The 24,113-nt window shown below is 61.8% G+C and carries 21 protein-coding genes; 7 read left to right on the forward strand and 14 right to left on the reverse strand.

Features of this window, described 5'->3' with window-relative positions; translation table 11 throughout:
* Positions 1-247: 247 nt before the first annotated feature.
* From RhoBH5_RS25295 to RhoBH5_RS25325, 7 genes are read right to left on the reverse strand one after another with little or no spacing between them, the layout of a single operon-like run.
* Positions 248-853 (reverse strand): 3-oxoacid CoA-transferase subunit B, encoded by a 606-nt coding sequence (locus tag RhoBH5_RS25295; RefSeq protein WP_179090796.1) that lies wholly within the window; start codon positions 851-853, stop codon positions 248-250.
* A gap of 41 nt (positions 854-894) precedes the next feature.
* Complete coding sequence (locus tag RhoBH5_RS25300; RefSeq protein WP_042453312.1) at positions 895-1,650, reverse strand: CoA transferase subunit A; 756 nt, start codon at positions 1,648-1,650, stop codon at positions 895-897.
* A gap of 3 nt (positions 1,651-1,653) precedes the next feature.
* Complete coding sequence (locus RhoBH5_RS25305) at positions 1,654-2,481, reverse strand: HpcH/HpaI aldolase/citrate lyase family protein (protein ID WP_042453310.1); 828 nt, start codon at positions 2,479-2,481, stop codon at positions 1,654-1,656.
* Positions 2,478-2,966: a MaoC family dehydratase gene (locus RhoBH5_RS25310; RefSeq protein ID WP_003942078.1), complete on the reverse strand. Its 489-nt coding sequence runs from the start codon at positions 2,964-2,966 to the stop codon at positions 2,478-2,480. The genes RhoBH5_RS25305 and RhoBH5_RS25310 overlap by 4 nt, the downstream gene beginning before the upstream one ends.
* Positions 2,963-4,126, reverse strand: a complete 1,164-nt coding sequence (locus RhoBH5_RS25315; RefSeq protein WP_270008925.1) for an acyl-CoA dehydrogenase family protein — start codon at positions 4,124-4,126, stop codon at positions 2,963-2,965. Before RhoBH5_RS25315 ends, RhoBH5_RS25310 begins: the two co-directional genes overlap by 4 nt.
* Complete coding sequence (locus RhoBH5_RS25320; protein WP_270008926.1) at positions 4,126-6,165, reverse strand: acetyl-CoA carboxylase biotin carboxylase subunit; 2,040 nt, start codon at positions 6,163-6,165, stop codon at positions 4,126-4,128. The genes RhoBH5_RS25315 and RhoBH5_RS25320 overlap by 1 nt, the downstream gene beginning before the upstream one ends.
* A gap of 5 nt (positions 6,166-6,170) precedes the next feature.
* The gene (locus RhoBH5_RS25325; RefSeq protein WP_270008927.1) at positions 6,171-7,760 is read right to left on the reverse strand and encodes a carboxyl transferase domain-containing protein; all 1,590 of its coding nucleotides are present in this window, start codon (positions 7,758-7,760) and stop codon (positions 6,171-6,173) included.
* A gap of 98 nt (positions 7,761-7,858) precedes the next feature.
* Between RhoBH5_RS25325 and RhoBH5_RS25330 the strand changes: the two genes are divergently transcribed.
* A complete protein-coding gene (locus RhoBH5_RS25330) occupies positions 7,859-8,458 on the forward strand; it encodes an SACE_7040 family transcriptional regulator (protein ID WP_003941968.1) in 600 nt (199 codons plus the stop codon).
* A gap of 48 nt (positions 8,459-8,506) precedes the next feature.
* On the forward strand, positions 8,507-9,253 hold the full coding sequence (locus RhoBH5_RS25335; RefSeq protein ID WP_024487832.1) for a GTP pyrophosphokinase: 747 nt from the start codon (positions 8,507-8,509) through the stop codon (positions 9,251-9,253).
* 158 nt (positions 9,254-9,411) lie between these two features.
* Here RhoBH5_RS25335 and RhoBH5_RS25340 read toward each other — a convergent pair whose 3' ends face one another.
* Positions 9,412-9,672 carry a GlsB/YeaQ/YmgE family stress response membrane protein gene (locus tag RhoBH5_RS25340; RefSeq protein ID WP_003942027.1) on the reverse strand — a complete coding sequence of 87 codons (261 nt, stop codon included), beginning with the start codon at positions 9,670-9,672 and terminating at the stop codon, positions 9,412-9,414.
* 188 nt (positions 9,673-9,860) lie between these two features.
* On the opposite strand from RhoBH5_RS25340, the gene dctA reads away from it, so the two are divergent.
* The 4 genes from dctA to RhoBH5_RS25360 all read left to right on the forward strand — a co-directional run bounded on the left by dctA (position 9,861) and on the right by RhoBH5_RS25360 (position 12,664).
* Positions 9,861-11,258, forward strand: a complete 1,398-nt coding sequence (gene dctA / locus RhoBH5_RS25345) for a C4-dicarboxylate transporter DctA (protein ID WP_058227527.1) — start codon at positions 9,861-9,863, stop codon at positions 11,256-11,258.
* Positions 11,259-11,792: 534 nt separating this feature from the next.
* Positions 11,793-12,152 carry a glycosyltransferase family 2 protein gene (locus RhoBH5_RS25350; protein ID WP_270008928.1) on the forward strand — a complete coding sequence of 120 codons (360 nt, stop codon included), beginning with the start codon at positions 11,793-11,795 and terminating at the stop codon, positions 12,150-12,152.
* A 129-nt stretch (positions 12,153-12,281) separates the two neighbouring features.
* The gene (locus tag RhoBH5_RS25355; RefSeq protein ID WP_270008929.1) at positions 12,282-12,512 is read left to right on the forward strand and encodes a hypothetical protein; all 231 of its coding nucleotides are present in this window, start codon (positions 12,282-12,284) and stop codon (positions 12,510-12,512) included.
* Positions 12,509-12,664, forward strand: coding sequence for a hypothetical protein (locus tag RhoBH5_RS25360; protein ID WP_270008930.1), 156 nt, complete (start codon positions 12,509-12,511; stop codon positions 12,662-12,664). The genes RhoBH5_RS25355 and RhoBH5_RS25360 overlap by 4 nt, the downstream gene beginning before the upstream one ends.
* Positions 12,665-12,709: 45 nt before the next feature.
* On the opposite strand, the gene RhoBH5_RS25365 is transcribed toward RhoBH5_RS25360, so the two are convergent.
* From RhoBH5_RS25365 to RhoBH5_RS25375, 3 genes are all read right to left on the reverse strand, one after another.
* A complete protein-coding gene (locus RhoBH5_RS25365) occupies positions 12,710-14,074 on the reverse strand; it encodes an outer membrane protein assembly factor BamB family protein (RefSeq protein WP_270008931.1) in 1,365 nt (454 codons plus the stop codon).
* A complete protein-coding gene (locus tag RhoBH5_RS25370) occupies positions 14,071-15,516 on the reverse strand; it encodes a hypothetical protein (protein ID WP_270008932.1) in 1,446 nt (481 codons plus the stop codon). The genes RhoBH5_RS25365 and RhoBH5_RS25370 overlap by 4 nt, the downstream gene beginning before the upstream one ends.
* Before the next feature lie 182 nt (positions 15,517-15,698).
* Positions 15,699-17,945, reverse strand: a complete 2,247-nt coding sequence (locus tag RhoBH5_RS25375) for an MMPL family transporter (protein WP_270008959.1) — start codon at positions 17,943-17,945, stop codon at positions 15,699-15,701.
* A gap of 224 nt (positions 17,946-18,169) precedes the next feature.
* Here RhoBH5_RS25375 and RhoBH5_RS25380 point away from each other — a divergent pair, with 224 nt between their 5' ends.
* Positions 18,170-19,618 (forward strand): hypothetical protein, encoded by a 1,449-nt coding sequence (locus RhoBH5_RS25380; RefSeq protein ID WP_270008933.1) that lies wholly within the window; start codon positions 18,170-18,172, stop codon positions 19,616-19,618.
* 55 nt (positions 19,619-19,673) lie between these two features.
* Here RhoBH5_RS25380 and RhoBH5_RS25385 read toward each other — a convergent pair whose 3' ends face one another.
* The 3 genes from RhoBH5_RS25385 to RhoBH5_RS25395 form a co-directional block, all read right to left on the reverse strand.
* A complete protein-coding gene (locus tag RhoBH5_RS25385) occupies positions 19,674-20,786 on the reverse strand; it encodes an NDMA-dependent alcohol dehydrogenase (RefSeq protein ID WP_003942086.1) in 1,113 nt (370 codons plus the stop codon).
* Between the two features lie 47 nt (positions 20,787-20,833).
* Positions 20,834-22,333 carry an aldehyde dehydrogenase family protein gene (locus RhoBH5_RS25390; RefSeq protein ID WP_019744236.1) on the reverse strand — a complete coding sequence of 500 codons (1,500 nt, stop codon included), beginning with the start codon at positions 22,331-22,333 and terminating at the stop codon, positions 20,834-20,836.
* A gap of 108 nt (positions 22,334-22,441) precedes the next feature.
* On the reverse strand, positions 22,442-24,109 hold the full coding sequence (locus tag RhoBH5_RS25395) for a sigma-54-dependent Fis family transcriptional regulator (protein ID WP_003942072.1): 1,668 nt from the start codon (positions 24,107-24,109) through the stop codon (positions 22,442-22,444).
* Between the last annotated feature and the right edge of the window lie 4 nt (positions 24,110-24,113).

The following is a 24,113-nucleotide window of genomic DNA, read 5'->3' on the forward strand; positions in this document are numbered from 1 at the left end:
CCGAAACGCACCGTTCAGACGCGGCGCGCGATACCTCTCCCCCTGGGACAATCAATTGCAACCGACGATCTACACCCCAATCCACATCAGTCACCTCGGACAATTTACAGGGCCGCCAGGTACTGGGTGTCTGAGCTCGAACAAGATTCGACAGTCGCTGATCGAGACTATCGGTACTCGCCGACAGACCGACGAAAGAACGCGCCGACCAGCGGTCGGCGCGTTCTTCGATTTACGGTACGAAGCTTCAGGAAAAGCCCACACCAGTCACACTCTTCAGGTGCTCGCTGCTGACCCCTGGAGCCAGCTCCACAAGCTGCAGCCCGTCCGCGGCGACGTCCAGCACTGCCAGGTCGGTGATGATCCGGTTGACGACGCTCTGACCGGTAAGCGGCAGCGTGCAGGCCTCGACGATCTTGGGATTGCCGTCGCGGTCGGTGTGCTCCATCACGACGATGACGCGGCGGGCACCGTGGACCAGGTCCATCGCCCCGCCCATACCCTTCACCATCTTGCCCGGCACCATCCAGTTGGCAAGGTCACCGGTCTTCGATACCTGCATCCCGCCGAGCACCGCGGTGTCGATGTGACCACCGCGGATCATGCCGAAGGAGAGAGCCGAGTCGAAGAACGCGGCGCCTGAATTGACGGTGACGGTTTCTTTACCTGCATTGATGAGGTCGGCATCGACCTGATCATCGGTCGGATACGGTCCGGTACCGAGGATGCCGTTCTCGCTGTGCAGGACCACTTTGACACCCTCGGGCAGGTAACTGGGGATCAGCGTCGGCAGGCCGATGCCGAGGTTGACGTACTCACCCGGCCGCATCTCGGCAGCAGCGCGAGCGGCCATCTCGTGGCGGGTCCAACCGATACGAGTTTCCTCTGCGCTGCTCACTTGGTACCTCCTGAGACGGTCCGCTTCTCGATCCGCTTCTCCTGTGGGCCTGTGTGCACGACCCGCGCGACGAACACACCAGGTAGGTGCACGTGTGCGGGGTCGATGTCGCCCGGCTCGACGAGGTTCTCCACCTGCGCGATGGTGATCCGGCCGGCCATGGCAGCAAGCGGGTTGAAGTTCATCGCCGTCTTGTTGAAGACGAGATTTCCTTCGGTGTCACCGTAGTCCGCATGCACGAGCGCGAAGTCAGCGGTGATCGCCTCTTCCAATACATACGTGCGGCCACCGAACACTGCCGTCGCCTTCGGTGGCGACGCCACGGCGATCGAACCGTCCGCGTTGTATCGCCACGGCAAGCCGCCCTCGGCGATCGGTGTGCCGACGCCCGCCGGAGTGTAGAACGCCGGAATGCCGGTACCGCCTGCTCGCAGCCGCTCGGCCAGCGTCCCCTGCGGCGTCAACTCCACTTCGAGCTCACCGGCGAGATACTGACGGGCGAACTCCTTGTTCTCCCCCACATACGACGCCGTCACCCTGGCGATCCGGTGCGCGCCGAGCAGAATGCCGAGACCGTAGTCGTCGACACCGCAGTTGTTGGAGAACACCTCGAGATCGGTGGCGTCGCCGTCGGCGATCGCCGCGATCAGTGCGTCGGGAATACCGCACAGCCCGAAGCCGCCCACTGCGAGCCTGGATCCGCTCGCGATGTCGGCAACTGCCTCAGCTGCCGTATTCACGACTTTGCTCATCCGTTAGTTCTCCTTCTGCTGAAAGATTCCGGCTCGGTGAAGAAGCTTCTCGGCGTGACGGAGAACGGGAGCGTCGACCATCTTGCCCTCGAACGCGAACACACCACGTTCAGTAGACACCGCGGCAAGCACTCGTGTGGCCCAGTCGATCTCTTTTTCCGAAGGTGCGAAGGCCCCGCGGATGACCTCGACCTGACTCGGGTGGATCGCAACCTTCACGTCGAAGCCGACTGCGACAGCATCAGCGGACTCGACGCCCAGGCCTACGAGGTCCTTGATGTCGAGATAAACGGAATCGACAGCCAACCGGCCGTAGCTCTTCGCAGCCAGGAGAGACGTCGATCGGACGTGCTTGGCAACGTCGCGGTACGAACCGTTCGGGTGCCTGCTCGAATTACCGCCGAGACCGGCCACAAGATCCTCGGCTCCCCACATGACACCGATGGCGTTCGCAGCAAGCGCGATGTCGGCCACGGCGAGGGCTCCTCGCGGGGACTCGACGAGCGCAACCACGTCCGCCGGTGCGAGCGAGAGGACGTCCTCGGCCGATTCGCACTTGGACAGCATGAGACGCGAATAGTGTGTGCCGTCCAGCGCGATCAGATCGAGTTCGTGATCAGGTGTACCGACCGGATTGACGCGCACGACCGTCCGCTCCGGATCGAGAGGCGTGTCGATCAGGGCTGCACGTGCGGCTTCCTTGTCGGCCGGAGCCACACCGTCTTCGAGATCGAGGATCACGACGTCGGCAACAGCCGCGGCCTTCGCATAGCGCTCGGGACGATCCGCCGGGCAGAACAACCACGCCGGCCCCGGCGGCGTCCACATCACGAGGACACCTCTGCCGGACGCAGTTGCACCAGTGTCTTGCGCGTGGCCAGTGCGACGACGTCACCGTGCTGGTTACGCCCGGTGTGCACGAGCGTCACGATGCCTTCACCTGGACGGCTCTTCGACTCGCGCTTGTCCGCGATGAGCGTCTCGGCATACAAGGTGTCGCCGTGAAAGAGCGGCTTCGGGAAGCTGATCTCGGAGAAACCGAGGTTCGCCACGATGGTGCCCTGCGTCAACTGCGCGACGGACAGGCCGACGATGGTCGACAGGGTGAACATCGAATTGACCAGCCGCACACCGAATTGAGTGTCCTCGCTGTACGCGGCATCGAGATGCAACGCCTGCGTGTTCATGGTCAAAGTCGTGAACAGGACGTTGTCAGCCTCGGTCACCGTCCGGCCTGGGCGATGCTCGTAGATCGCGCCGACCTCGAACTCCTCGAACCAGAGCCCGCGCTGAGTGATCTTCTTGGGGTTGGTCACAGCCCTGCCTCACGAGCGATGAGCATCAACTGCACCTCGGTCGTTCCCTCACCAATTTCGAGGATCTTGCTGTCACGGTAGTGGCGCGCGACGGCGTACTCGTTCATGAAGCCGTATCCGCCGTGGATCTGCGTGGCGTCACGGGCGTTGTCCATGGCAGCTTCGGAGGAAATCAGCTTGGCGATAGACGCCTGCTTCTTGAACGGCTTGCCCGACAACATGAGTGCGGCCGCGTCGTAGTACGCGGTACGTGCGACGTGGGCACGAGCCTCCATACGCGCGATCTTGAACGCGATGGCCTGGTTGTGTCCGATGGCGCGACCGAACGCCTCGCGCTCCTTGGCGTACTTGATCGACTCGTCGACGCAGCCCTGGGCGGCACCGACGCTCAACGCGGAGATGGCGATGCGGCCTTCGTCGAGGATGCGCAGGAAGTTCGCGTAGCCGCGGCCGCGCTCACCGAGCAGATTCTCTTCGGGGACACGAACATCGGCGAACGTGAGCGGATGGGTGTCGGATGCGTTCCAACCGACTTTGTTGTACGCCGGTTCGGCCGTGAAGCCGGGCGTCGTGGTCGGCACGAGGATCGTCGAGATCTCCTTCTTGCCGCCGTCCTTGACACCCGTGACCGCGGTGACCGTCACGAGCTTGGTGATGTCGGTGCCCGAGTTGGTGATGAACTGCTTGTTGCCGTTGATGATCCACTCACCGCTGTCGAACTTCGCGGTGGTCTTGGTGCCGCCGGCGTCGCTACCCGCACCGGGTTCGGTCAGGCCGAAGGCAGCCAACGACTTGCCGCTGGTGAGCTGCGGAAGCCACTCCTGCTTCTGTGCCTCGTTACCGAAACGGTAGATCGGCATGGCACCAAGGGACACACCAGCTTCGAGAGTGATCGCGACGCTCTGGTCGACCTTGCCCAGCTCTTCGAGCGCCAGGCAGAGTGCGAAGTAGTCGCCGCCCATTCCGCCGTACTCCTCGGGAAACGGCAGGCCGAACAGTCCCATGTCGGCCATCCCGGCCACTACCTCGTACGGGAAGGTGTGGTTGGCGTCGTGCTCGGCAGCAACCGGTGCCACTACGGTCTTCGCGAAATCCGCAACCGTCTTGGCGAGCTGCTGGTATTCGTCCGGAAGCGCTCCGGTGGCAAGGTAATCGGACATCAGGCGTCTTCCTTCTGCGTCGTGTTCTCGGTCTTTACTTCTGCAGTCTCTTCGTCCGCGACAGGTACCACGCGGGCCAGAACCTGATCCACCATCACCTGATCGCCCTGACGGACAAGCACTTCCACGATCCCGTCGATCGGGGACGTCAAGGAGTGCTCCATCTTCATGGCCTCGACCACGACGAGTGGTTGTCCCGCGCTCACTGCCGCGCCGTTCTCGACGTTGACTGCGATGACGGCACCGGGCATGGGGCTGGCGATTTCGGCGTCACCGGCGTGCTTGTCCTCACCGCGAACGCTGACTTCGGCAACCTCGCGCACGTGCCAGGTTCCGCCGCCTGCCAGCCACAGACCACCATCGGTCTCGGCGACGACAAACGTGCGTCGACGTCCGTCGATCACCACCGCCAGTTCGGATCCCGTCAGGGTCGCGCTGAATGCGCGAGGCTGTGAACCTTCGACCTCGACCTTTGCATCCGCGGGAACGCCGACGATCGCAACGTGCGCCGTTCGGGTGCCGGCGGAGAGCCTGATGCTGGTCGGAGCGGGAGTTCCGACGCGCCACCCACTCGGGACGTCCCAGGGATCAACGCATTCCGAGGTTGTCCACCGCGAGAGCCAGCGATACGCCGCGGCAGCAATGAGAACCTCGTCGGAGGCGTCGGCTGCGACAAAGTCTTCGACGCGACGATCGAGCAGACCGGTGTCGAGGTTGCCCGCGATCACATCCGGATCAGCCAGGAGGAACCGTGCGAATTCGATGTTGGTCACGACTCCGAGCACTGCGGTGTCACCGAGTGCGCGATCGAGCTTGCGCAGTGCGCCCGCGCGGTCGGGAGCGTGGGCGATGACCTTGCTGAGCATCGGGTCGTAGTCACTGCCGACGACGGTGCCCGCGAGCAGTCCGGAATCGACGCGCACGCCGGAACCTGACGGCTCGACCAGATCGACGACGCGGCCGCCCGTCGGCAGGAATCCACGGCCCGGATCCTCCGCGTACACACGAGCTTCGATGGCGTGCCCGGTCAGCGTGATGTCACCCTGGGAGAAGGCCAACTTCTCCCCTGCTGCCACACGGACCTGCCATTCGACCAGATCCAGTCCGGTCACCATTTCGGTGACGGGATGCTCGACCTGGAGGCGGGTGTTCATCTCCATGAAGAAGAACTCGTCCGGCTTGTCGGCGGAGACGATGAACTCCACGGTGCCGGCGCCGGTGTAATCGACGCTTCGAGCGGTGTTGCACGCTGCCGCGCCGATCCGGTCACGGGTCACCTGATCGAGCAGCGGCGAGGGAGCCTCTTCGATGACCTTCTGATGACGCCGCTGCAGGCTGCATTCGCGCTCACCGAGGTGAACGACGTTGCCGTGCTGGTCGGCGAGAACCTGGACCTCGATGTGCCGGGGCCGCAGGACGAATCGCTCGAGGAACAGGGTGTCGTCGCCGAACGACGACGCGGCCTCACGGCGGGCACTGCGAAGAGCCTCGGCCAGATTGGCCGGATCCTCGACCAGACGCATTCCCTTGCCGCCTCCGCCGGCCGAAGGCTTGACCAACACCGGGTAGCCGATGTCCTCGGCCGCTGCGATCAGTTCTTCGTCGGTCAGATTGGGGCGAGCGATACCCGGGACCACCGGCACGTCGAACGCGGCAACCGCGTTCTTCGCGGTGATCTTGTCACCCATCACCTCGATCGCCCGCTCGGAGGGGCCGAGGAAGGCGATTCCGGCGGCCGCACAGGCAGCCGAGAACGCCGAGTTCTCCGACAGGAAGCCGTAACCGGGGTGAATACCCTGAGCACCGGTGGACTTGGCAGCGTCGATGACCTTGTCGATGACGAGGTAGCTTTCACGCGCCGCGGCCGGTCCGATGTTGACGGCAGTGTCGGCCTCGCGGACGTGGCGAGCATTCGCGTCGGCGTCGCTGTAGACGGCGACGCTGCGAATTCCCAACTCACGCAACGTGCGGATCACGCGAACCGCGATCTCACCGCGGTTGGCCACGAGAACAGTATCGATAGTGCGCAACTCAGTCATTTCGCTCACATCCGGAAGACGCCGTAGGAGACCGGCTCGATCGGCGCGTTTGCGCACACCGAAAGGGCCAGGCCGAGAACAGTTCTGGTATCTGCGGGATCGATGACACCGTCATCCCACAGCCGCGCAGTGGAGTAGTACGGATTGCCCTGAGCCTCGTACTGCTCGCGGATCGGCGCCTTGAAGGTCTCTTCGTCCTCGGCCGACCACGGATTACCCGCGCTGTCGAGCTGGTCACTACGAACCGTCGAGAGCACCGAAGCTGCCTGCTCGCCGCCCATGACCGAGATGCGCGCGTTCGGCCACATCCACAGGAAGCGAGGTGAATACGCGCGTCCACACATGGAGTAGTTGCCGGCGCCGTACGAGCCGCCGATGACAACTGTCAGCTTGGGGACCCGTGCACACGCGACTGCCGTGACCATCTTGGCGCCGTGCTTGGCGATGCCGCCGGCCTCGTAGTCGCGTCCCACCATGAAGCCCGCGATGTTCTGCAGGAACAGCAGCGGCACACTGCGCTTGTCGCACAGTTCGATGAAATGTGCTCCCTTCATGGCGGATTCGCCGAAGAGCACGCCGTTGTTGGCGATGATGCCGACCGGGTGGCCCTCGATGTGCGCGAAACCGGTGACGAGCGTCTTGCCGTATTCAGCCTTGAACTCCTGGAACGCGCCACCGTCAACGAGCTTGGTGATGACCTCGTGCACGTCGTACGGAGTACGGGGATCAGTCGGAACGACGTCGTACAGCTCGCTCTGATCGGCGACGGGCGGAACCGTGGAGATGACGTCCCACGGGCGCTCGGAGCGGGGGCCGAGCGTGGCAATGATGTTGCGCACGATCCGAAGTGCGTCGCGGTCATCCTCGGCCAAGTGATCGGTGACGCCGGAAACCTTGGAGTGCAGGTCGCCGCCGCCGAGCTCTTCGGCCGTCACGATCTCACCGGTGGCAGCCTTCACGAGCGGCGGTCCGCCGAGGAAGATGGTGCCCTGGTTGCGGACGATCACTGCTTCGTCGCTCATCGCGGGCACGTAGGCGCCTCCCGCGGTGCACGAACCGAGAACTGCGGCGATCTGGGGAATCCCCTTGGCGCTCATGGTCGCCTGGTTGTAGAAGATCCGGCCGAAGTGCTCACGGTCCGGGAAGACCTCGTCCTGGCGCGGCAGGAAGGCGCCGCCGGAGTCGACAAGGTAGATGCAGGGAAGGTTGTTCTGCAGCGCAACTTCCTGCGCGCGCAGGTGCTTCTTCACCGTCATCGGGTAGTAGGTGCCGCCCTTGACCGTCGCGTCGTTGGCAACGATGACGCACTCGCGACCCGACACACGGCCGATACCGGTGATGACGCCGGCGCCCGGGCACTCGTCGTCGTACAGGCCGTTGGCCGCCAGTGGGGACAGCTCGAGGAACGGGCTGCCCTGGTCGAGCAGCGAGTCGACGCGATCTCGCGGCAGCAACTTCCCTCTGCTCACGTGACGCTCGCGAGAGCGCTCGTTGCCACCCAGCGCTGCTTGCGCCAGTTTCTTCTTCAGTTCGTCCACCAGAACGGTGTGATCGGACCGGTAGCCCGATCCTTGCGTGATTCCACTGGGAGTCATCCCGCCGCCTTCGCCATGAGTTAATGCTCGATAACTGAAACTAGATTAACTATGATTAACTGAGTTGTCCAGAACACAAGCGAAGAAAGATCGAGAGAATGACCTCTGAGCAGGTAGCAGCTCCGACGCGACGCGATCAGATGAAGGCCGACCGTCGACGTCAGCTCTTGGACGCCGCCGCACGGTTGATCGCCGAACGCGGATTCGTGAGTGTGCGACTCGAAGACCTCGGCGCGGCCGTCGGCATCAGCGGCCCGGCCGTGTACCGGCACTTTCCGAACAAGGACGCCGTCCTCGTGGAACTTCTCGTCGGCATCAGCACGCGCCTGCACGAAGGAGGTTCTGCGGCAGCGGAGGCAGCGGACTCACCGAGCGCTGCTCTCGACGCACTGGTGGAGTTCCACCTCGACTTCGCACTGGGCGAGCCGGACCTGATCCGCATCCAGGACCGCGACCTCGAAAGCCTGCCGGCCGACGCGCGTCGACAGGTACGCCAGACGCAGCGCAAGTACGTCGAGGTGTGGGTCGGGGTGCTCGAGCAACTCGATCCCCAACTCGATCAGGCGGACGCACGAATCAAAGCGCATGCCACCTTCGGTCTGATCAACTCGACCCCTCACAGCGCCAACCCCGCTTCGCCGGCACGCGCGCGTCGAGTCCTGCGGGATATGACGCTCGCCGCACTGCGCACCCACTGAAACCGGACACGGCACAATCGGTGGCAGACTGGTTACACCAGCTAACAGATGAGGGTGCCGAACGTGGAAGACAGCAGTGGGGTCAGCAGGGCCGATTTCGCCGAACTGCGGACCGAGTTCTCCCGCTTCATGATGTTGTACCAATTCGGAATCTCCGAACTGATGACCAAGGTGAACATCCTCAAGGACGAGTTCACTCACATCAATCAGTACAGCCCCATCGAACACGTCACGTCACGAGTCAAGTCACCGGACAGCATCCTGCGAAAGGCTCAACGCCTGAACGTCCCGCTGACGATCGACGACATCTCGAAGAACATCTTCGACATCGCTGGAGTACGTATCACCTGCAGCTTCATTTCCGACACGTACCGAATCGCCGAGATGCTCACCAGCCAGACGGACCTTCGGGTGATCGAGCGCGAGGACTACATCGCCGATCCGAAACCCAACGGCTACAAGAGCTTGCACTTGATCGTCGAGGTCCCGGTTTTCATGAGTGACCGCGTCAGGCACGTACCGATCGAACTTCAGATCCGCACGATCGCGATGGATTTCTGGGCGAGCCTCGAGCACAAGATCTACTACAAGTACAACCGCGAGGTTCCCGTTGAACTCCTCGACGAACTCACCGAGGCAGCGGCCGCGGCACACCGCCTGGACGTCAAGATGGAACGGCTCAACGACGAGTTCGCGAAAATCAAAGCGCTACCGCATCCTGACGACGAAATCCTCGAGCAGGATCTGCCGGCGCAGTTCCTCGAGGCGCTGCATCTTCAGCGACGGGCGCTCTGACTTCGGTCCCCCTCCCCTGAGCGAACGCGCCTTTCGGCGCATCTGAGGCGACGAAAGTGCCGTTCGCTCACAACTGGGGTCGGACAACTAGGGCAAACAAAAAGAAGTGCGCCCTCCCGAACTTCGGGAGGGCGCACTTCTCGAATTGGGTCGGCTTGCTATTTCTTGCCCGTGACGGCGCTGTAGCCGATCGAGAGCACGGCCGCCGCGGCGATGCTGATGATCCAGCGGATCCAGTCGATTCCACCCGTGTCGCCCTTGTCCGAGATCGCTCCCCAGACCCAGTACCCGATAAGCGCTCCGGCGATACCCAGCACGACGGTCACGATCATGCCGTACTGCTGCTTACCTGGCAGTACGAGACGAGCCAGGATTCCGATGACTGCGCCGAAAATGATGGTTCCGATAATTTGCCCCATGACAGCCCCTCTCACACGTCGTGCATGCACGCGGACGGAAGATCACCGCTCAGGGAAACAATAACCACAGTCACACACAACTGTCGCTTGTTGACCGAATTGTTGTCCGAGATGCAACCTCGACGCGTTACATCCACGACATTCGCGAGTTATTTTTTCGCAATCAAGCGGACCTACCGTTCCCATCCATGCCAACTTCCGTAAAACTGCCGAACAGCGAGCTCGCGCGACTCGCCAACAAGCCGCCCTGGTACCGATCACTGTTCGTGCAATTGATCGCCGCTATCGTCATCGGTGTTCTCATCGGCTGGTTGTGGCCGGAATTCGGCGCGAACCTCAAGCCCCTCGCCGACGGGTTCATCAAGCTGATCAAAATGCTGATCGCGCCGATCATCTTCTGCACCGTTGTGATCGGGATCGCCCACGTCGGGGATCTGAAGGCCGTGGGGCGTATCGGCGTCAAAGCACTCATCTACTTCGAGGTCGTGACCACCTTCGCCCTGTTGTTCGGGCTGCTCATCGGAAATCTGATGAAGCCGGGTGCGGGATTCGACATCGATCCGGAGACGCTGTCGAACGGTGCGGACGCCGTGGCAGCCAAGACCGGAAGTGGCGAACTTCCCCACACCGTCGAATTCCTGCTCAATATCATTCCGGTGTCGATAGTTTCGGCCTTCGCCGAGAACGCACTCCTCCAAGTCCTCTTCTTCGCCGTACTGTTCGGGCTCGCATTGGCCAAGGCGGGTGAGAGTGGACCACCGATCGTGTTCGAACTCGTCGATCGTCTGAGCCATCTGTTCTTCACGATCATCGGCTGGATCATGAGACTGGCGCCGTTGGGCGCTTTGGGCGCGATGGCGTACATCGTCGGTCAGTACGGGATCGCTTCGCTCGGAAGTTACGGAAAGCTGATCGCCGCATGCTATCTCGCCGCCGTCCTGTTCATCCTCATCCTGGCCGCGATAGTCAGGTACTTCGCGGGCGTGAACCTGTGGAAATTCGTCAAGTACATCAAGGACGAACTCTTCCTCGCTTTGGGAACGGCGTCGACCGAAGTAGTTCTGCCCCGAATCATGGTCAAGCTCACCAACGCCGGATGCTCGCGCACTACAACAGGATTGGTGGTGCCTACCGGCTACTCGTTCAATCTCGACGGCGCAACGCTGTACCTGTCGATCTGCATGCTGTTTCTGGCGCAGGCACTCGGCGTGGACCTGACACTCGGTGAACAGATCACTGCCGTCCTGGTTCTGATGCTCACCTCGAAGGGAATGGCCGGCGTGCCGGGATCGTCATTCCTGGCGCTGTCGGCCACCGTGGCCGCAATCGGTCACGGCGCAATTCCCGTCGCCGCAGTCGCTCTCCTACTGGGCGCCGATCGAATCATGGATTCGATGCGGGTGTCGGTGAACCTGCTCGGGAACTGTGTCGCAACCTTCGTGGTCGCCAATTGGGAGGGGCAGCTCGACAAGGAGCGCATGCGCCGAGTGCTCGACGGAGAAGACGTTCCACCGCTCGAGGAAGTCGATCCGATCGCGGGGAAAACCGTTCCGGCACCCGAAACCGAAAGCATCCTGACCCGATAGGTAGGTGCCGGCTGCTGTTTGCACATCGGAAATCGGTGCTGAAGAGTCGCGGGGGGGCAGACTTCACTGGAAAATCCAGACCGACAGCTACAAAAGCAAATATTTGCAGATGGCGACAACCTTGCCGTCAGGGGTCCGTTGAATCTACAAATACGACACTTGCGCTGCACCGACTCCACTTCACTGAAAAGCAACTTGCGACATCCAGATATTGCCCGGCGGTTGCCGCAGTGGCGATTCACAATTCAGCGAACGGGCAGCATTGTATTTGCCGGAATTAGAAGGACTAAAGTCCGGTGTTCGACCGACGAATAGACTCGAGTGGGTAAAAATCAATCAGTTCCGAAAGGCTTATTCTGCATGCATTTATGCCATGCCAGCTGCACTTATGCTGATAGTTTCCCGCAATAAGCTGTTGCGGGATCGATCATATGGCCCTCGGTTCAAATTGTCCGAATGGTCACCTATTGCTATCGCAACCTTTGCGAAGGACTGGACCCGATTGCCCAGCAAAGGAATACAGTGACCGCATCCATGCAGGATATTGAACACTTGTCCACTAATCGACTTTCGGTGGTTGTTCCGGTATTCAACGAAGAGAACGCGGTTTCCGGCTGCATCGAGCGTCTACTGACCCAGTCGGAAATCGATGAGATTCTGATTGTCGACAACAACTCGACGGACGGTACTGCATCGATCATCCAGGAGTTCGCTGAGAAGTACGACAAAGTCAGATATGTCTTCGAGGCCCGCCAAGGCGTCGTACACGCCCGGAACGCGGGCTTCGACGCCTCGACCGGCAACATCATCGGTCGTATCGACGCGGACACACGGGTACAACCGGGATGGGCAGATGCGGTCAAGGGTTTCTTCCAACGCAGCACCGCTCATTAAGCGGTTGCCGGACTCACCTACCTCTTCGAATCGCCGTTTGCTCGAATCCACCGCTACGCACTGGACAGGCAGGTGAAACAGGGGAAGTTCGATTGCGAACGTCAAGTACTCGCTGTCGCCGGAGCGAACATGGCGATCAGAAAAAGCGCATGGTTGTCGGTCCGCGAGCAAGTCAGTGACCGGCCGGACATCCACGAAGATATCGACCTTTCACTGTGCCTTCGGGAGGAAGGGATGACGATCGGTCAGATCGCCGACATGCGAGCAGAAACGTCCGGTCGACGCGGTGAAACCCCTCCGTTGGAGTACCTGAAGTACAACCAAGCATCCGAATCGGTTCGCACCTTCACAACATCATGAATTGGCGCCTCAAACTGACCATCTGGGGCGACTCGATGCTCCACGCGCTCGTGTGGCCCGTCTACCGCATCTACAACTTCGAGCAGGAGCGCCTGGAGTTCAGGCGCTTGTTCGGCATGTCGAAAGGTCGAATCATGCCAGTTCACCAGTAACCCATCGAATTTCGCTAATCACCGAAGGTTCGCAGCCACCGAATTTCACGACAGTTTCAACGCCGTGATGCGGTCTTCACTGGAACGCAACAGCACCTTCTCCCCCGCCCACAGCTCGCGCGGCATCACCCAAGGCGTGAACTCGTCGTCCCCGTCCTGGACGACTTGGACCTCCCAACTACGTTGGCCGGTCCTGACATCTGTACCGTAGACGTTTCCCTCGTCGATAACGACATCGCCGTGCCAGACAACCTCCCCGGCGCGCTCGGCGTTCGATCGCCACAGGACCTCACCGGTGAAGAGGTCCACGAACTGGACCTCGGGCTCGGAACTGGAGCGGGTCACGGCGATCACGTTGCCGATCACCGCCAACGACTGTGCGGTGTCGAAGACTTCACTGTTGGACCACAATTTCTCGCCCGAAGTCCGGTCGAAACCGCTGTGTCCCAGAATGATCGGAGTCGATCCTCCCGCCGGATCATCTCGGCTGTATCGTCCGCCGTAGTACGAGGACTCCGAGGGCAGTTCGTCCGTCCTGGCGAACTCGCGCCCGTTCTGATCGAGCGCGTACTCACTTGTCGGACGGCCATTGCCTTCGCAACCGCCATCCGACACCAATGTCACCCCGTCGGACGATGTGTGCGCGGTCGAACAGGTGGAGTAACCGTGTACCCACCGCTGTTCGCCGGTCTTCAGGTCGAATCCCAAGGACTCGTCGAGAGCGATCACGCCCAGGTCGCCGTGAACCGACATCACCGGATCGACGTATCCGGCTTCCCACGATCCACCGATGTCGAACGCTTTGGACCAGTTCGCTTCCGGATCGTCGACGGTTCCGCTGTGCACGCGAACGTCGTTGCTCTCGATATCACCTTCGAGCGCGAGGACGGTGTCGCCCGAGACAACCGCGACGATCGGCGACCACGGTGTCTTGATGTCTCGCCGCTCTCCCGTCTCGATGTCGAACAGCGAGTACGCACCACCGGATACGTACGGCCCGGAGAAACACAGCACCGAACTGCCGAGCAGAGTCTCGGAGCAACCACCGATGTCGACCGCCGACGTGCGCCAACGAACTGTGCCATCTTCGGCGTCCAATCCGACCAATTCTGCGTCGTCCAACGAATACGCCTGACGATCCGGCATACCGATCATCGTGACCACGAGTGATCCGGCGTCAATGAATCCGCCCATGTCCATGTTGAATTCGGTTCCAACAAGTGGGCTCCGGAAGATCGCGAACTCGCGCCCGAGAATCTCGGAGGCCTCGACGCTCCATAGCGGCGACGAGATCGCTGTCGGTTCGGAACTCGTCGACGTGACCACCGTGGCGATGGCGGCAGTGACGGTGACTACGGCTGCGGCGGCCGCGATCCGAAGTCGCGATTTCGGGGAGAATCTGGTGGTCATCGAATCTCCAGGCCTTCGGTCGTCGCGAGAAACTCCAACTGCGCGAACGTCATCGGATCGTTCGGGATCGCAGCCGACGACGAAACCGAGACTTGGGTCCCATTCGGGCGGGTGACGACCACCGACCTGCTCGTTTCCTGCGTCGATTCTGCTTTCGAGCCGTCATTTGTCATGGGCACGGTCGCGTAGTTCCGTTCGTCTCGCTCGATCACGGATCCATCCGGTCGCGTCACGACCTCCAAGGGGTGCCCGTCGTAGGAAGGGTCGTATTTGTTGGGCTCCGTAGGGAGTGGTTGTCCGCCGGTAATTGTCATGTTGAGCGTCGACTCGCTGTCTCCCGTCCGGGTGAGAAGTCTCTGACATGCAGTGGACTTGTCATTCTCCGCCACCGTCAGAGTGCCCGGTCCGGTATCAAGAATCGGAAAACCCGGAGGTACAGCGCGCCATCTGACTTCGAGTACCGCGTTGAGACGTTCGATCGTCGCGCGACCGAGTTCGGCCACGTCGCCAGAGTCTCGGGGGATCCCGTGGCACCCGGGCGAAAGCGGTGCCGTACCCGGCGGAGCAGGCGTCGTGATTCGCAGTTGCGGCAGGCTGACCAAGGACACCAGTTCGTCGATGGTCAGTGGAAGCGCGCCGCTTGCCTGAACCTCGGCGCCGACTCGATCGGCAGTGTCATCGAGATAGGCGTGAACTCGTGTGCCATCGATGCCGCAAAGGAACGCCGAACGAGAGAGAGTGCGTTGTCCGTTGATTTCACTCCACGAGTCCTGCACGTCCACAACTGAACCATCCGCGAGTGAGCGACGTTCGACGAGAGAACCGGCAATGCACGGAGGAACCGGCGCCTTACTGCTGTTGACCGAGACCGACAGTCCACCACTGGCCTCGCCTCGAAGTATTGTCGCCGACGCATCAGTGGACGCCAGATCCTCGATCGTCCATCCCTCGGGCAACTCGTCCGAGGTCGACGGTGCCGAGATCGGACCGAACTGGAGTGATCGGCTCGGACTGGCGAACTTGATCTCGACGCCGTCCGGAATCGCATCGGCGACCGCATCCGACATCGATACAGCTTTGGCGCCGGAAAACCACGGAAAACGTGGGTCGTCGTACGCGTCGTCGCCACCTGTCGATGTGAAGATCGAGATTCCGTGTTCGTCGTCCGGCGCTTCGACGCTTTCACAACCCGGAATCGTGGTCGGGTACACCGCGCTCGGCGTGACGTACGAGAATTCAGGCACGTCCTCCGCCGGAATCTCGTCCGGTGTAGACGTCATGGTGATCGAAGATGACGCAGCTACAGAGATGTCATTGGACGGCGAGCTGCTCCACCGATCTACCAGCCCGGCAACCACTGTCCCACCGGCGATCAGGGAGACGACCGTCAGCGCGAAGGTCCACTTCTCGGCCCGCTTCGAATCGGTTTGCTCCTTCGACACGTACCCTCGCAGTCACTGTCACGGCTCGCTCCCGATGCGCGTCGCCTCTGGAAGTCCTGTCGCGATCACAGCGATTTTTGTTACCAACCGGATGGTTTCCTATCGCGCGGGCTCGTATGAACACAGAAGAACGGGGTGCCAGTTGCTGTGCAACCGGCACCCCGTTCTGACTGCCTGAGTGCTTACACCCTCACAGGCACCTGATTCGGGTCTGGATCGGAATCCGGATCCTGCTCGATCGGAATCCGTCGAATCGCTTCACCCTCGATGTCGACGTTCGGCAGGATCTTGTCGAGCCACGCCGGCAACTTCCATGCCGAATCACCGAGAATCGACATGACCGCAGGGATCACGATCATGCGGATGATGAAGGCGTCGAAGAAGACTGCAGCCGCGAGGCCGAAGCCCATCATCTTGCTTGTCGTCTCCGAGGACAGCATGAATGCGCCGAACACGGAGATCATGATGACGGCCGCCGACGCGACCACGCGAGCACCATGGGTGTAGCCGGAGATGATGGCGTCCTTGGCCGACAATCCGTGCACGTATTCCTCGCGCATTCGCGTCACGAGGAACACTTGATAGTCCATCGCCAACCCGAAGACCACACCGATCATGAAGATCGGCAGGAACGAGATGATGGGTTGTGTGTGCTCGATCAGCCCGAAGTCGCCCTCCTGGAAGATGGCCACCGTGGCGCCGAAGGTCGCACAGACGGAAAACAGGAATCCGAGAGTTGCGGTCAGCGGCACCAGGATCGAGCGGAAGACGACCATCATGATGATGAACGCCAGCCCCACAACCACGATGAGATACGGGATGAGCGCGGAACTGAGCTTCGACGACATGTCGGCAACGATCGCGGTTTGCCCCGCTACACCGAGTTCTGCGCCTTCCGATTTCACCGTCGATCCGTAATCCCGGATCTGATTCATCAGCTCGTGGGTTTCGGGGCCGCTCGGTGACATCTGCGGGGTGACCGCGATGAGCGCAGAGTTGGCGCCCGCCATCGGGTTTGCTGCGTCCGGTCCGTTTCCGACCCACATCAACTGATCCGGAGTTGCGACGTTGTCGAGGCCCTTGATGTGCGCGACAGCGCCTTCGGCAATCGCGGTGATGTCGGTGCCGTCAGGCGCGTCGAGCACGACGAACAATTCGCCATTGACGCCTTCACCGAACCCACGTTGCAGCAGGGCAAGTGCCGGCCGCTCTTCGTCCTGAGTGAACGAGAGTCCGAGTTCGAGCTTCGTCATCGGAATAGCCGCGATCACCAGAAGCACCAGCGCAGCACCCGCGATCGGCCACGGGTACTTGGTGACTATCTTGGCCCAGCGATGTCCGTTGGATTCCATCGTCTCGGGCTCGTCACCGTGGCGCAGCCCGGGGATACGAGGCGAGAACGCGAATCGGCCGAAGATACCCAGAACCGCTGGTATCAATGTGATTGCGCCGAGCACAGCGATGATGACGGCAACCGCTGCCGAGATTCCCATCTGCGTGATCATCGGAACCCCGACCACCGCCAGGGCCGCCAGCGCAACCACCACTGTCAGGCCTGCGAATACGACAGACGAACCGGCAGTACCTACTGCGCGTCCGGCGGCGGCTTCCCTGGTTCCGCCCAGGTTGAGCTCACTGCGGTAGCGCGACACGATGAACAACGCGTAGTCGATCGAGACTGCGATGCCGATCATCGTGACGATTCCCGTGACGCCTTCGTTGATGTCGAAGAAGCCCGAGCCGAGGGTGACAGTCAGAGTGGCCAGCGCAATTCCCAGAATTGCAGTGAACAACGGGATGAACGCCGCGATGAGTGCACCGAACGCCACGATCATCACGATGAACGCCACCGCGAAGCCGAGCATCTCCGACAGACCGCCCGCGGCCTGCACCTGCATCATCGAGCCGGTTCCTTCGACTTGCAAGCCGCCGGTGCGGAACTTTGCCATCAAGTCGAGGAACGCGGTCTTGTTTGCCTGCGTCTGATCCTCGATGCGAATCGACTGATTGAGCTGGATCAGCCCGACCTTGCCGTTGTCGCCGAGAACGGCCGACGCCACCGCTGGATTGGCCTCCGCGAGGGTGACCGGATTGACGATCTTCTCGGGATCGACGATGTCCGGCAACGTCTTCGCCTGCGCGATCAACTGATCGATCTGATCGCTGTGCGCGGCAAGCCCGTCGTCTGCCGCGATGAGAATACTGGTCGACGCCTGAGTTTGCTGCTCCGCTGCAGCTGCAAAGTTTTCGTTCATCAACTCGGTCGCACGCTGTGAATCGGTGCCCGGAAGGTTGAATTCTTTGGAGAACGTCGGATTTGTGGCGCTGATAGCGCCCCCCACCACCGCGATCACGATAATCCACGCGGCCACCACAAGATACTTGTGGCGGAAAGCGAACTTCCCCAACCTGTAAAGATACGTAGCCAACGTAGGCCTCTCTCGCCGTGGACTGGTCTGTCCGAAGAACACGGAGTCTTTCGGTGCCAAGGTCATACGGTACGGACCGACCGGCTCGTTGGCACCTGTTATATCTGCGAAAACGGCATATCCGGCGCGCTCTCCGTCTCCTTTTCAGACCGCTCGGTACCGTGGACACGACACGGGCAGGCGCCTCACCAGAGCAGACGTCGCGTAGTACGAAAGGCAATCCCATGAATCACGGCCAGGCCGTCGATCGCGATCTCCTCCTTGCCGGCCAACAGCGACTCGACGCGCTGGGCCCACGATTGACGGGCTCTCCTGCACACCACGAGGTGGTGGAAGAAGTCGCGAACGAACTGACCGAACTGGGCCTCGACGTCCGGCGTGATTCACACACTTTCGAACGCTGGGATCTGCCGGCGACACCTGACGGACTTCGCATCGAATTGCCGACGGGACCGATCAGAGTTTCGTCCGCATTCCCCTACTCCGGATTGACCGGGCCACAGGGAATCTCCGCTCCCCTGGTCTACGTCAGCGCGCGACGCCCCAAGTGGTCGGCGGCCAAGGGCGCGATCGCAGTGATCGAGGTCCCGCACATCGATCTCCCCCGCAAGCTACTGGTCAGCGAGTGGGGCCCGATCGCCACCGACGAGACACTTCGAAATCCGGTTCTCTCCGCAACACTTCTGGGCCCGAAGCTCGACAAGGCCCGCAAGGCCGGTGTCCTCGGCGTGATCGCGGTGTGGCGTGACATCGCTCCGGACAACGCACTGGGACAATATCTTCCGTTCACGCAGCCGTACCACGACATCCCCGCCGTCTGGGTGGCCGGCGACGAGGGCAGGAAGGTTGTCGCTGCAGCTCGTTCCGGCCAGCGGGCCACTCTGGTTCTGGATGCAACTCTGCATCCGGACACCCGGACCGACACGGTGTGGGCGGTATCCCCGGGGACATCACCGGAAGAGACGATTCTGCTCATCACTCACAGCGACGGAACCAACGGCGTCGAGGAGAACGGGCATCTGGGAATGTTGGCCTTGGCGCGTCACGCCGTCGCGCAGCCGCATCGACGGTCGTACGTTTTTGTGCTGACGACCGGCCACCTTCGCATTCCAGCGGTGTCCAAGCACGGACAGGCAACGTCCACCTGGCTCGAAGCGCACCCCGAGATGTGGAACGGCGAAGACGGTCAGGCGCGCGCAGTAGCGGGGATCGCAATCGAACACCTCGGCGCACTGGGTGATACAGAGAACACCTCGACCGGCAGCTATTCGTTGGAGACCACTCCGGAACCGGAACTGCTCTACGCGACGAGTCGGGAAGTACACGACATCGTTGCACCGCTGTGGCGCGACATCGGGGCGGGCGATCGCCGAATCGTGGCGCCGGGACCGGTCATTCATTTCGGTGAGGGTGAACCATTGTTCGAGCGGAAGATACCGGCGGTCGCCTTGGTGACGGCGCCGCAGTACCTGCTCGCTCTGCGCGAAGCCGACGCCGTCACGCACGTCGACCTGGACGCGATGATCAAGCAGATCGAAAGCTTTCGGGATCTGCTCGACGCATTCGATGCGACCGACACCGCGTCTTTCGGTCCGGTGGTCTCGCGTTCGGTGTTCGCGAAGTTCTCGGCGCTACTTCAGTTGATGCAGATTTTGTCGAAAGCCAAGAAATAGTGCTGTGCGCCTTTATTAACCGCGGGCGGTTAATAAAGGCGCACAGCACTTGGGGTTACTTGTCGTGAATGATCACGCCACGGATGTTCTTGCCGTCACGTAGATCCTGGTAGCCCTTGTTGACGTCTTCGAGGCTGTAGGTGTTGGTGATCAGTTCGTCGAGCTTGAGCTGACCGGCATCGTAGAGACGCAGCAGTCGCACGATGTCGTACTGCGGATTCATGGACCCGAACAACGTGCCCTTGATCGTCTTCTGATTCAGCGTCAGGTCGGTACCCGACACGTGAACGGTCAGCTTGGCGGGGTCGGCGAGTCCCGTGATCACCACGGTGCCACCCTTGCCGATCACTGCCGTCGCTGCACTGACCACGTCCTCGTCGACGGTGCCGACAAGGATGAGCGCAGCGTCGGCACCCTGTCCCCACGTCAGCTCGTTGACCTTGGCAGCAGCGCTCTCGGCGTCTGCAAAGGCATGGGTTGCACCGAACTTCAGTGCGGTCTCACGCTTGAGAGCAACCGGATCGACCACAACGACGTACTTGCAGCCGGCCGAAACCGCACCCTGAACGGCATTGATGCCGAGGCCACCGATGCCGTAGATCACCGCGGTGTCACCGGCGCGGAGGTTGCCTGCGTTGACGGCAGTTCCCCAACCCGACGGCACGCCGCAGCCGACGACCACTGCCGTCTCCAAGGGAAGCCAGTCGTCGATCTTGACTACCGAGTGCTGAGAAATGGTGGCCCGCTCGGAGAACGTTCCCAACATGCACATTCCGCCGAAATCCATTCCGTTGCCGTGGAAACGGAAGGAACCGTCGGGCATCGAGCCTTCGAGGATGGTGGCACCCATGTCGCAGAGGTTCTGGCGACCGGTCGAGCAGTAGCGGCAGGTGCCGCAGTTGGGGATGAAGCTACACACGACATGGTCGCCCGGCTTGACCTTCGTGACGCCTGGGCCGACCTCTTCGATGATGCCCGAGCCTTCGTGTCCGCCGACGATCGGGTAACGCGGCGGGAGATCACCGTCGGTCAGGTGCAGATCCGAATGGCACAGTCCGGCAGCGGTGTACTTGATCAGTACCTCACCCACACCCGGGCCGTCGAGGTCGAGTTCCATGATCTCGAAAGGCTTTCCGGGCTCGAGCAGTACAGCAGCTTTGGTCTTCACTGGTGATCTCCTTGATTGTCGGACGAGAGAATGAGCGATGGGGTCGGTCAGAGAGCGATGTTGACGGCCTTGGTCTGGGTGTAGAGATCGATAGCCGAAGCGCCGAGCTCGCGGCCCCAGCCGGACTGCTTGTATCCACCGAAGGGCATTGCAGTGTCGAAGCCGTTGTACTGGTTGATCCACACCGAGCCGGCCTTCAAGCGCTTCGCCGTGCGGTGAGCCTTGGAAATGTCCCGGGTCCAGATGCCGGCGGCCAAGCCGTAGATGGAATCGTTTGCGGCAGTGATCGGTCCGTCGTCCGCGTTGAACGGCAGCGCCGCCACGACGGGTCCGAAGATCTCCTCCTGAACGATGGAGAATTCGGGCTTGACGTCAACGAAGACGGTCGGCTCGACGAAGTAGCCCTGATCGCCCCAGCGGTTGCCGCCCGTCAGTGCACGTGCGCCGTCGGCGATTCCCTCACGCAGGTAGCCGGTCACCTTGTCGAACTGCTCCTGCGAGACCAGCGGTCCGAGCTGGGTGGTGGGATCGAGGCCGGGTCCGATCTTGACCTGGCTCGCTGCGTGCGCGACGGCCTCGGTGAACTTCTCGAAGATGGTGTCCTCGACGTACAGACGAGTACCCGCAACGCAGCACTGTCCGTGGTTGAACAGCCACGCGTTGAGCGAACCCTCCACCGCGGAATCGAAATCGGCGTCGGCGAACACGATATTGGGGCTCTTGCCACCGAGCTCGAGCGTAACCTTCTTCAGATTGCCCTTGGCGGCGTCGACGATCTTCTTACCCACCTCGGTGGAACCGGTGAACGCAACCTTGTCCACGTCGTCGTGGCCGGACAGAGCAGCACCTGCATCGCCGAAGCCGGGAACGATGTTGACGACGCCGGGCGGGAAGCCTGCTTCTTCGAAGACCTCCGCGAGAAGCAGTGCGGTGAGCGGGGTCTGCTCAGCGGGCTTGAGGATCACCGTGTTGCCGGCGGCGAGCGCGGGGGCGAGCTTCCACGACGACATCAGCAGCGGGAAGTTCCACGGCACGATCAGTCCACAGACGCCGATCGCCTCACGCAGGGTGTAGGCGTGGAACTCGCCGCCCGGAGAGAAGGGCATCGACACGTTGACGGTGCTGCCTTCGATCTTGGTGGCCCAACCCGCGTAGTAGCGGAAAACGTCTGCGGCCCAAGCCACGTCGACGGCGGTGGCGATGGCAACGGACTTGCCGTTGTCGAGAGCTTCGAGCTGACCGAATTCCTCGGCACGAGCACTGAGAATGTCGCCGACGCGCCAGATCATCCGCTCGCGCTCGTTTGCCTTCATACGTGACCAGGGGCCGTCCTCGAAAGCCGTTCGAGCGGCACGTACCGCGCGGTCGATGTCTTCGGCCTGACCGTGTGCCACGTCTGCGAGCTTCTGTCCGTCAGCCGGGTTGTACGTCGCGAAGGTCTGACCCGAAGCGGCGTCGACGAATTCGCCGCCGATGTAGAGCTTCTTCGGTCCGTTCAGGAAACCCTGTACCGCGGAACTGATGGTGTGTTCGGCTACTGCCGTCATCGGAAACTCCCCTGAAGTAGTGAGGTGCGAATGTGATGCACGCCATACTTCCGCGCTTCTAGGGGTGCTAACTGTCCGAACTTTGTACAACTGAAGTCGGACAGCAAACTACACAGTGATGTCGAGCGCCCGCATCCGTGTGTAGAGAGTGCTTCGGCTGATTCCGAGTTGCGCCGACGCGTGAACCTTGTTGCCGCCGCAGTCTTTCAACGCTCCGATGATCGCCTGGCGCTCGGCTTTCTCCCGCCCTGCCAACCGCGACACCTTGGTCGTGGTGCGATAGTCCTCGGGCAGATCAGCGACGTCGATGCGATTGCTCGAGCGTTCATCCGAGGCGCGATTCAACACGACGCGCAATTCGGCCAGGTTGCCCGGCCAGTTGGCCGCCGCGAGTGCTTCGGCAGCGCTGGCGGTCAATCTCAGTTCTGGTGAGATCCCCTCCAACATGACTTGTGCCAACTCGGCGATCTCAGCCTGTCGCTCGCGCAGTGGGGTGATGACAACCCGGGAGGCGCATCGTGAGAGCAGCGCGGCGATGGTCGGCGGAAGATCAACTGCCGCTCCGCTGGTCAGTACGATTTTCGGCCCCTCGGCGCTGGCGTCGATCAGGTCTGCGACCAGCGGCAACACCGAGTCAGGAAGGAGTTGTACCTGTTCGATCACGACCACGCCCGAACGCTTACGGGCTGCTCGCACGAGATCGGTGACCCACTGCTCACGGCCGTCGAACGCGATTCGCGTGGCATCGAGCCAACTCGCATCGACACTGCCGACGACATCCGATGCTGCCGAGGTTCGGCCGGATCCCGCTTCACCCGAGATCGCCACGGCGGCAGAGGTTGCCCGCGCCCGCATCAGGTCGCGCCGCAGTCGTTCGCCCGGAGACGGTGCCCGCTCGTGCGTTCTGCGGATCGGTGCCCGTTCCCGTTGGAGTGGTTCGACCAGGAAGAGCGCACCACCGTCAGCCCCGGAAATCCGGTCGGCTTGAACTCGCGCCAGCGCGCCGGACGCCAATTCGACTGTCACCAATCGTGATTGGTCCGGATTCAGGTCGGCAATCAAGGAACGGAGCGATACATGGTCTGCGGTGTCGAGCAGATCCAAAGCGGTTCGGTTGCTCAGCAGGATGTCGTCGCCGATGGCCGCGACGGCAATGTGGCGCTGATGTGAAACTCGCTGGAATGCGTCGACCAGCCGCTGCTCCGATGCTTTCGAGCCTTCGAGCAGCCGTTTCTCGATGTCCGCTGCAGCACGCGCAAGGAAGGGCGCGAACAGTGGGTTGGCCTGCGAGACAACGCCGGTCATGTCGAGAATGCCTTCGACACGACGTGTGACGGGATGCAGGATCGGCTGTCCGTAGCAGCTCAAACCCTTGAGGCTGTCGAGGAAATGCTCGTCACCGTGGATCACCACGCTTCGTCCGACCTCGAGGGGCGTACCGAGCGCGTTGGTGCCGGCGTGCTCTTCACCGAAGCGTGAACCGTTGACGACACCCAACCGCTCGATCGTTCGCTCGACGCGACTGTCGGAGTACACCGAAGCGACCACGCGGCATTCGCGATCAGCAAGCAGCACGCAGAAACCGGTGCCCGCGATCTGTTGCGAAACTTCGTCGAGCACGGGTGCGGCGGCCCGGAGCAGACGAGACTCACCGTCCTGCTCCTCGGTGTCCACGGCGATGGCCGACGACGGGTCGAGGCCACTGAGTCGAGAACGCTTCCAGGAGAGCGCGATCTCAGGGCGTACCGGCTCACGCTCCCCTGGGTTCGCGGACATACTC

The organism is Rhodococcus sp. BH5 (assembly GCF_027583855.1).
In the GTDB taxonomy this organism is placed as follows: Bacteria; Actinomycetota; Actinomycetes; order Mycobacteriales; family Mycobacteriaceae; genus Rhodococcus_F; species Rhodococcus_F qingshengii.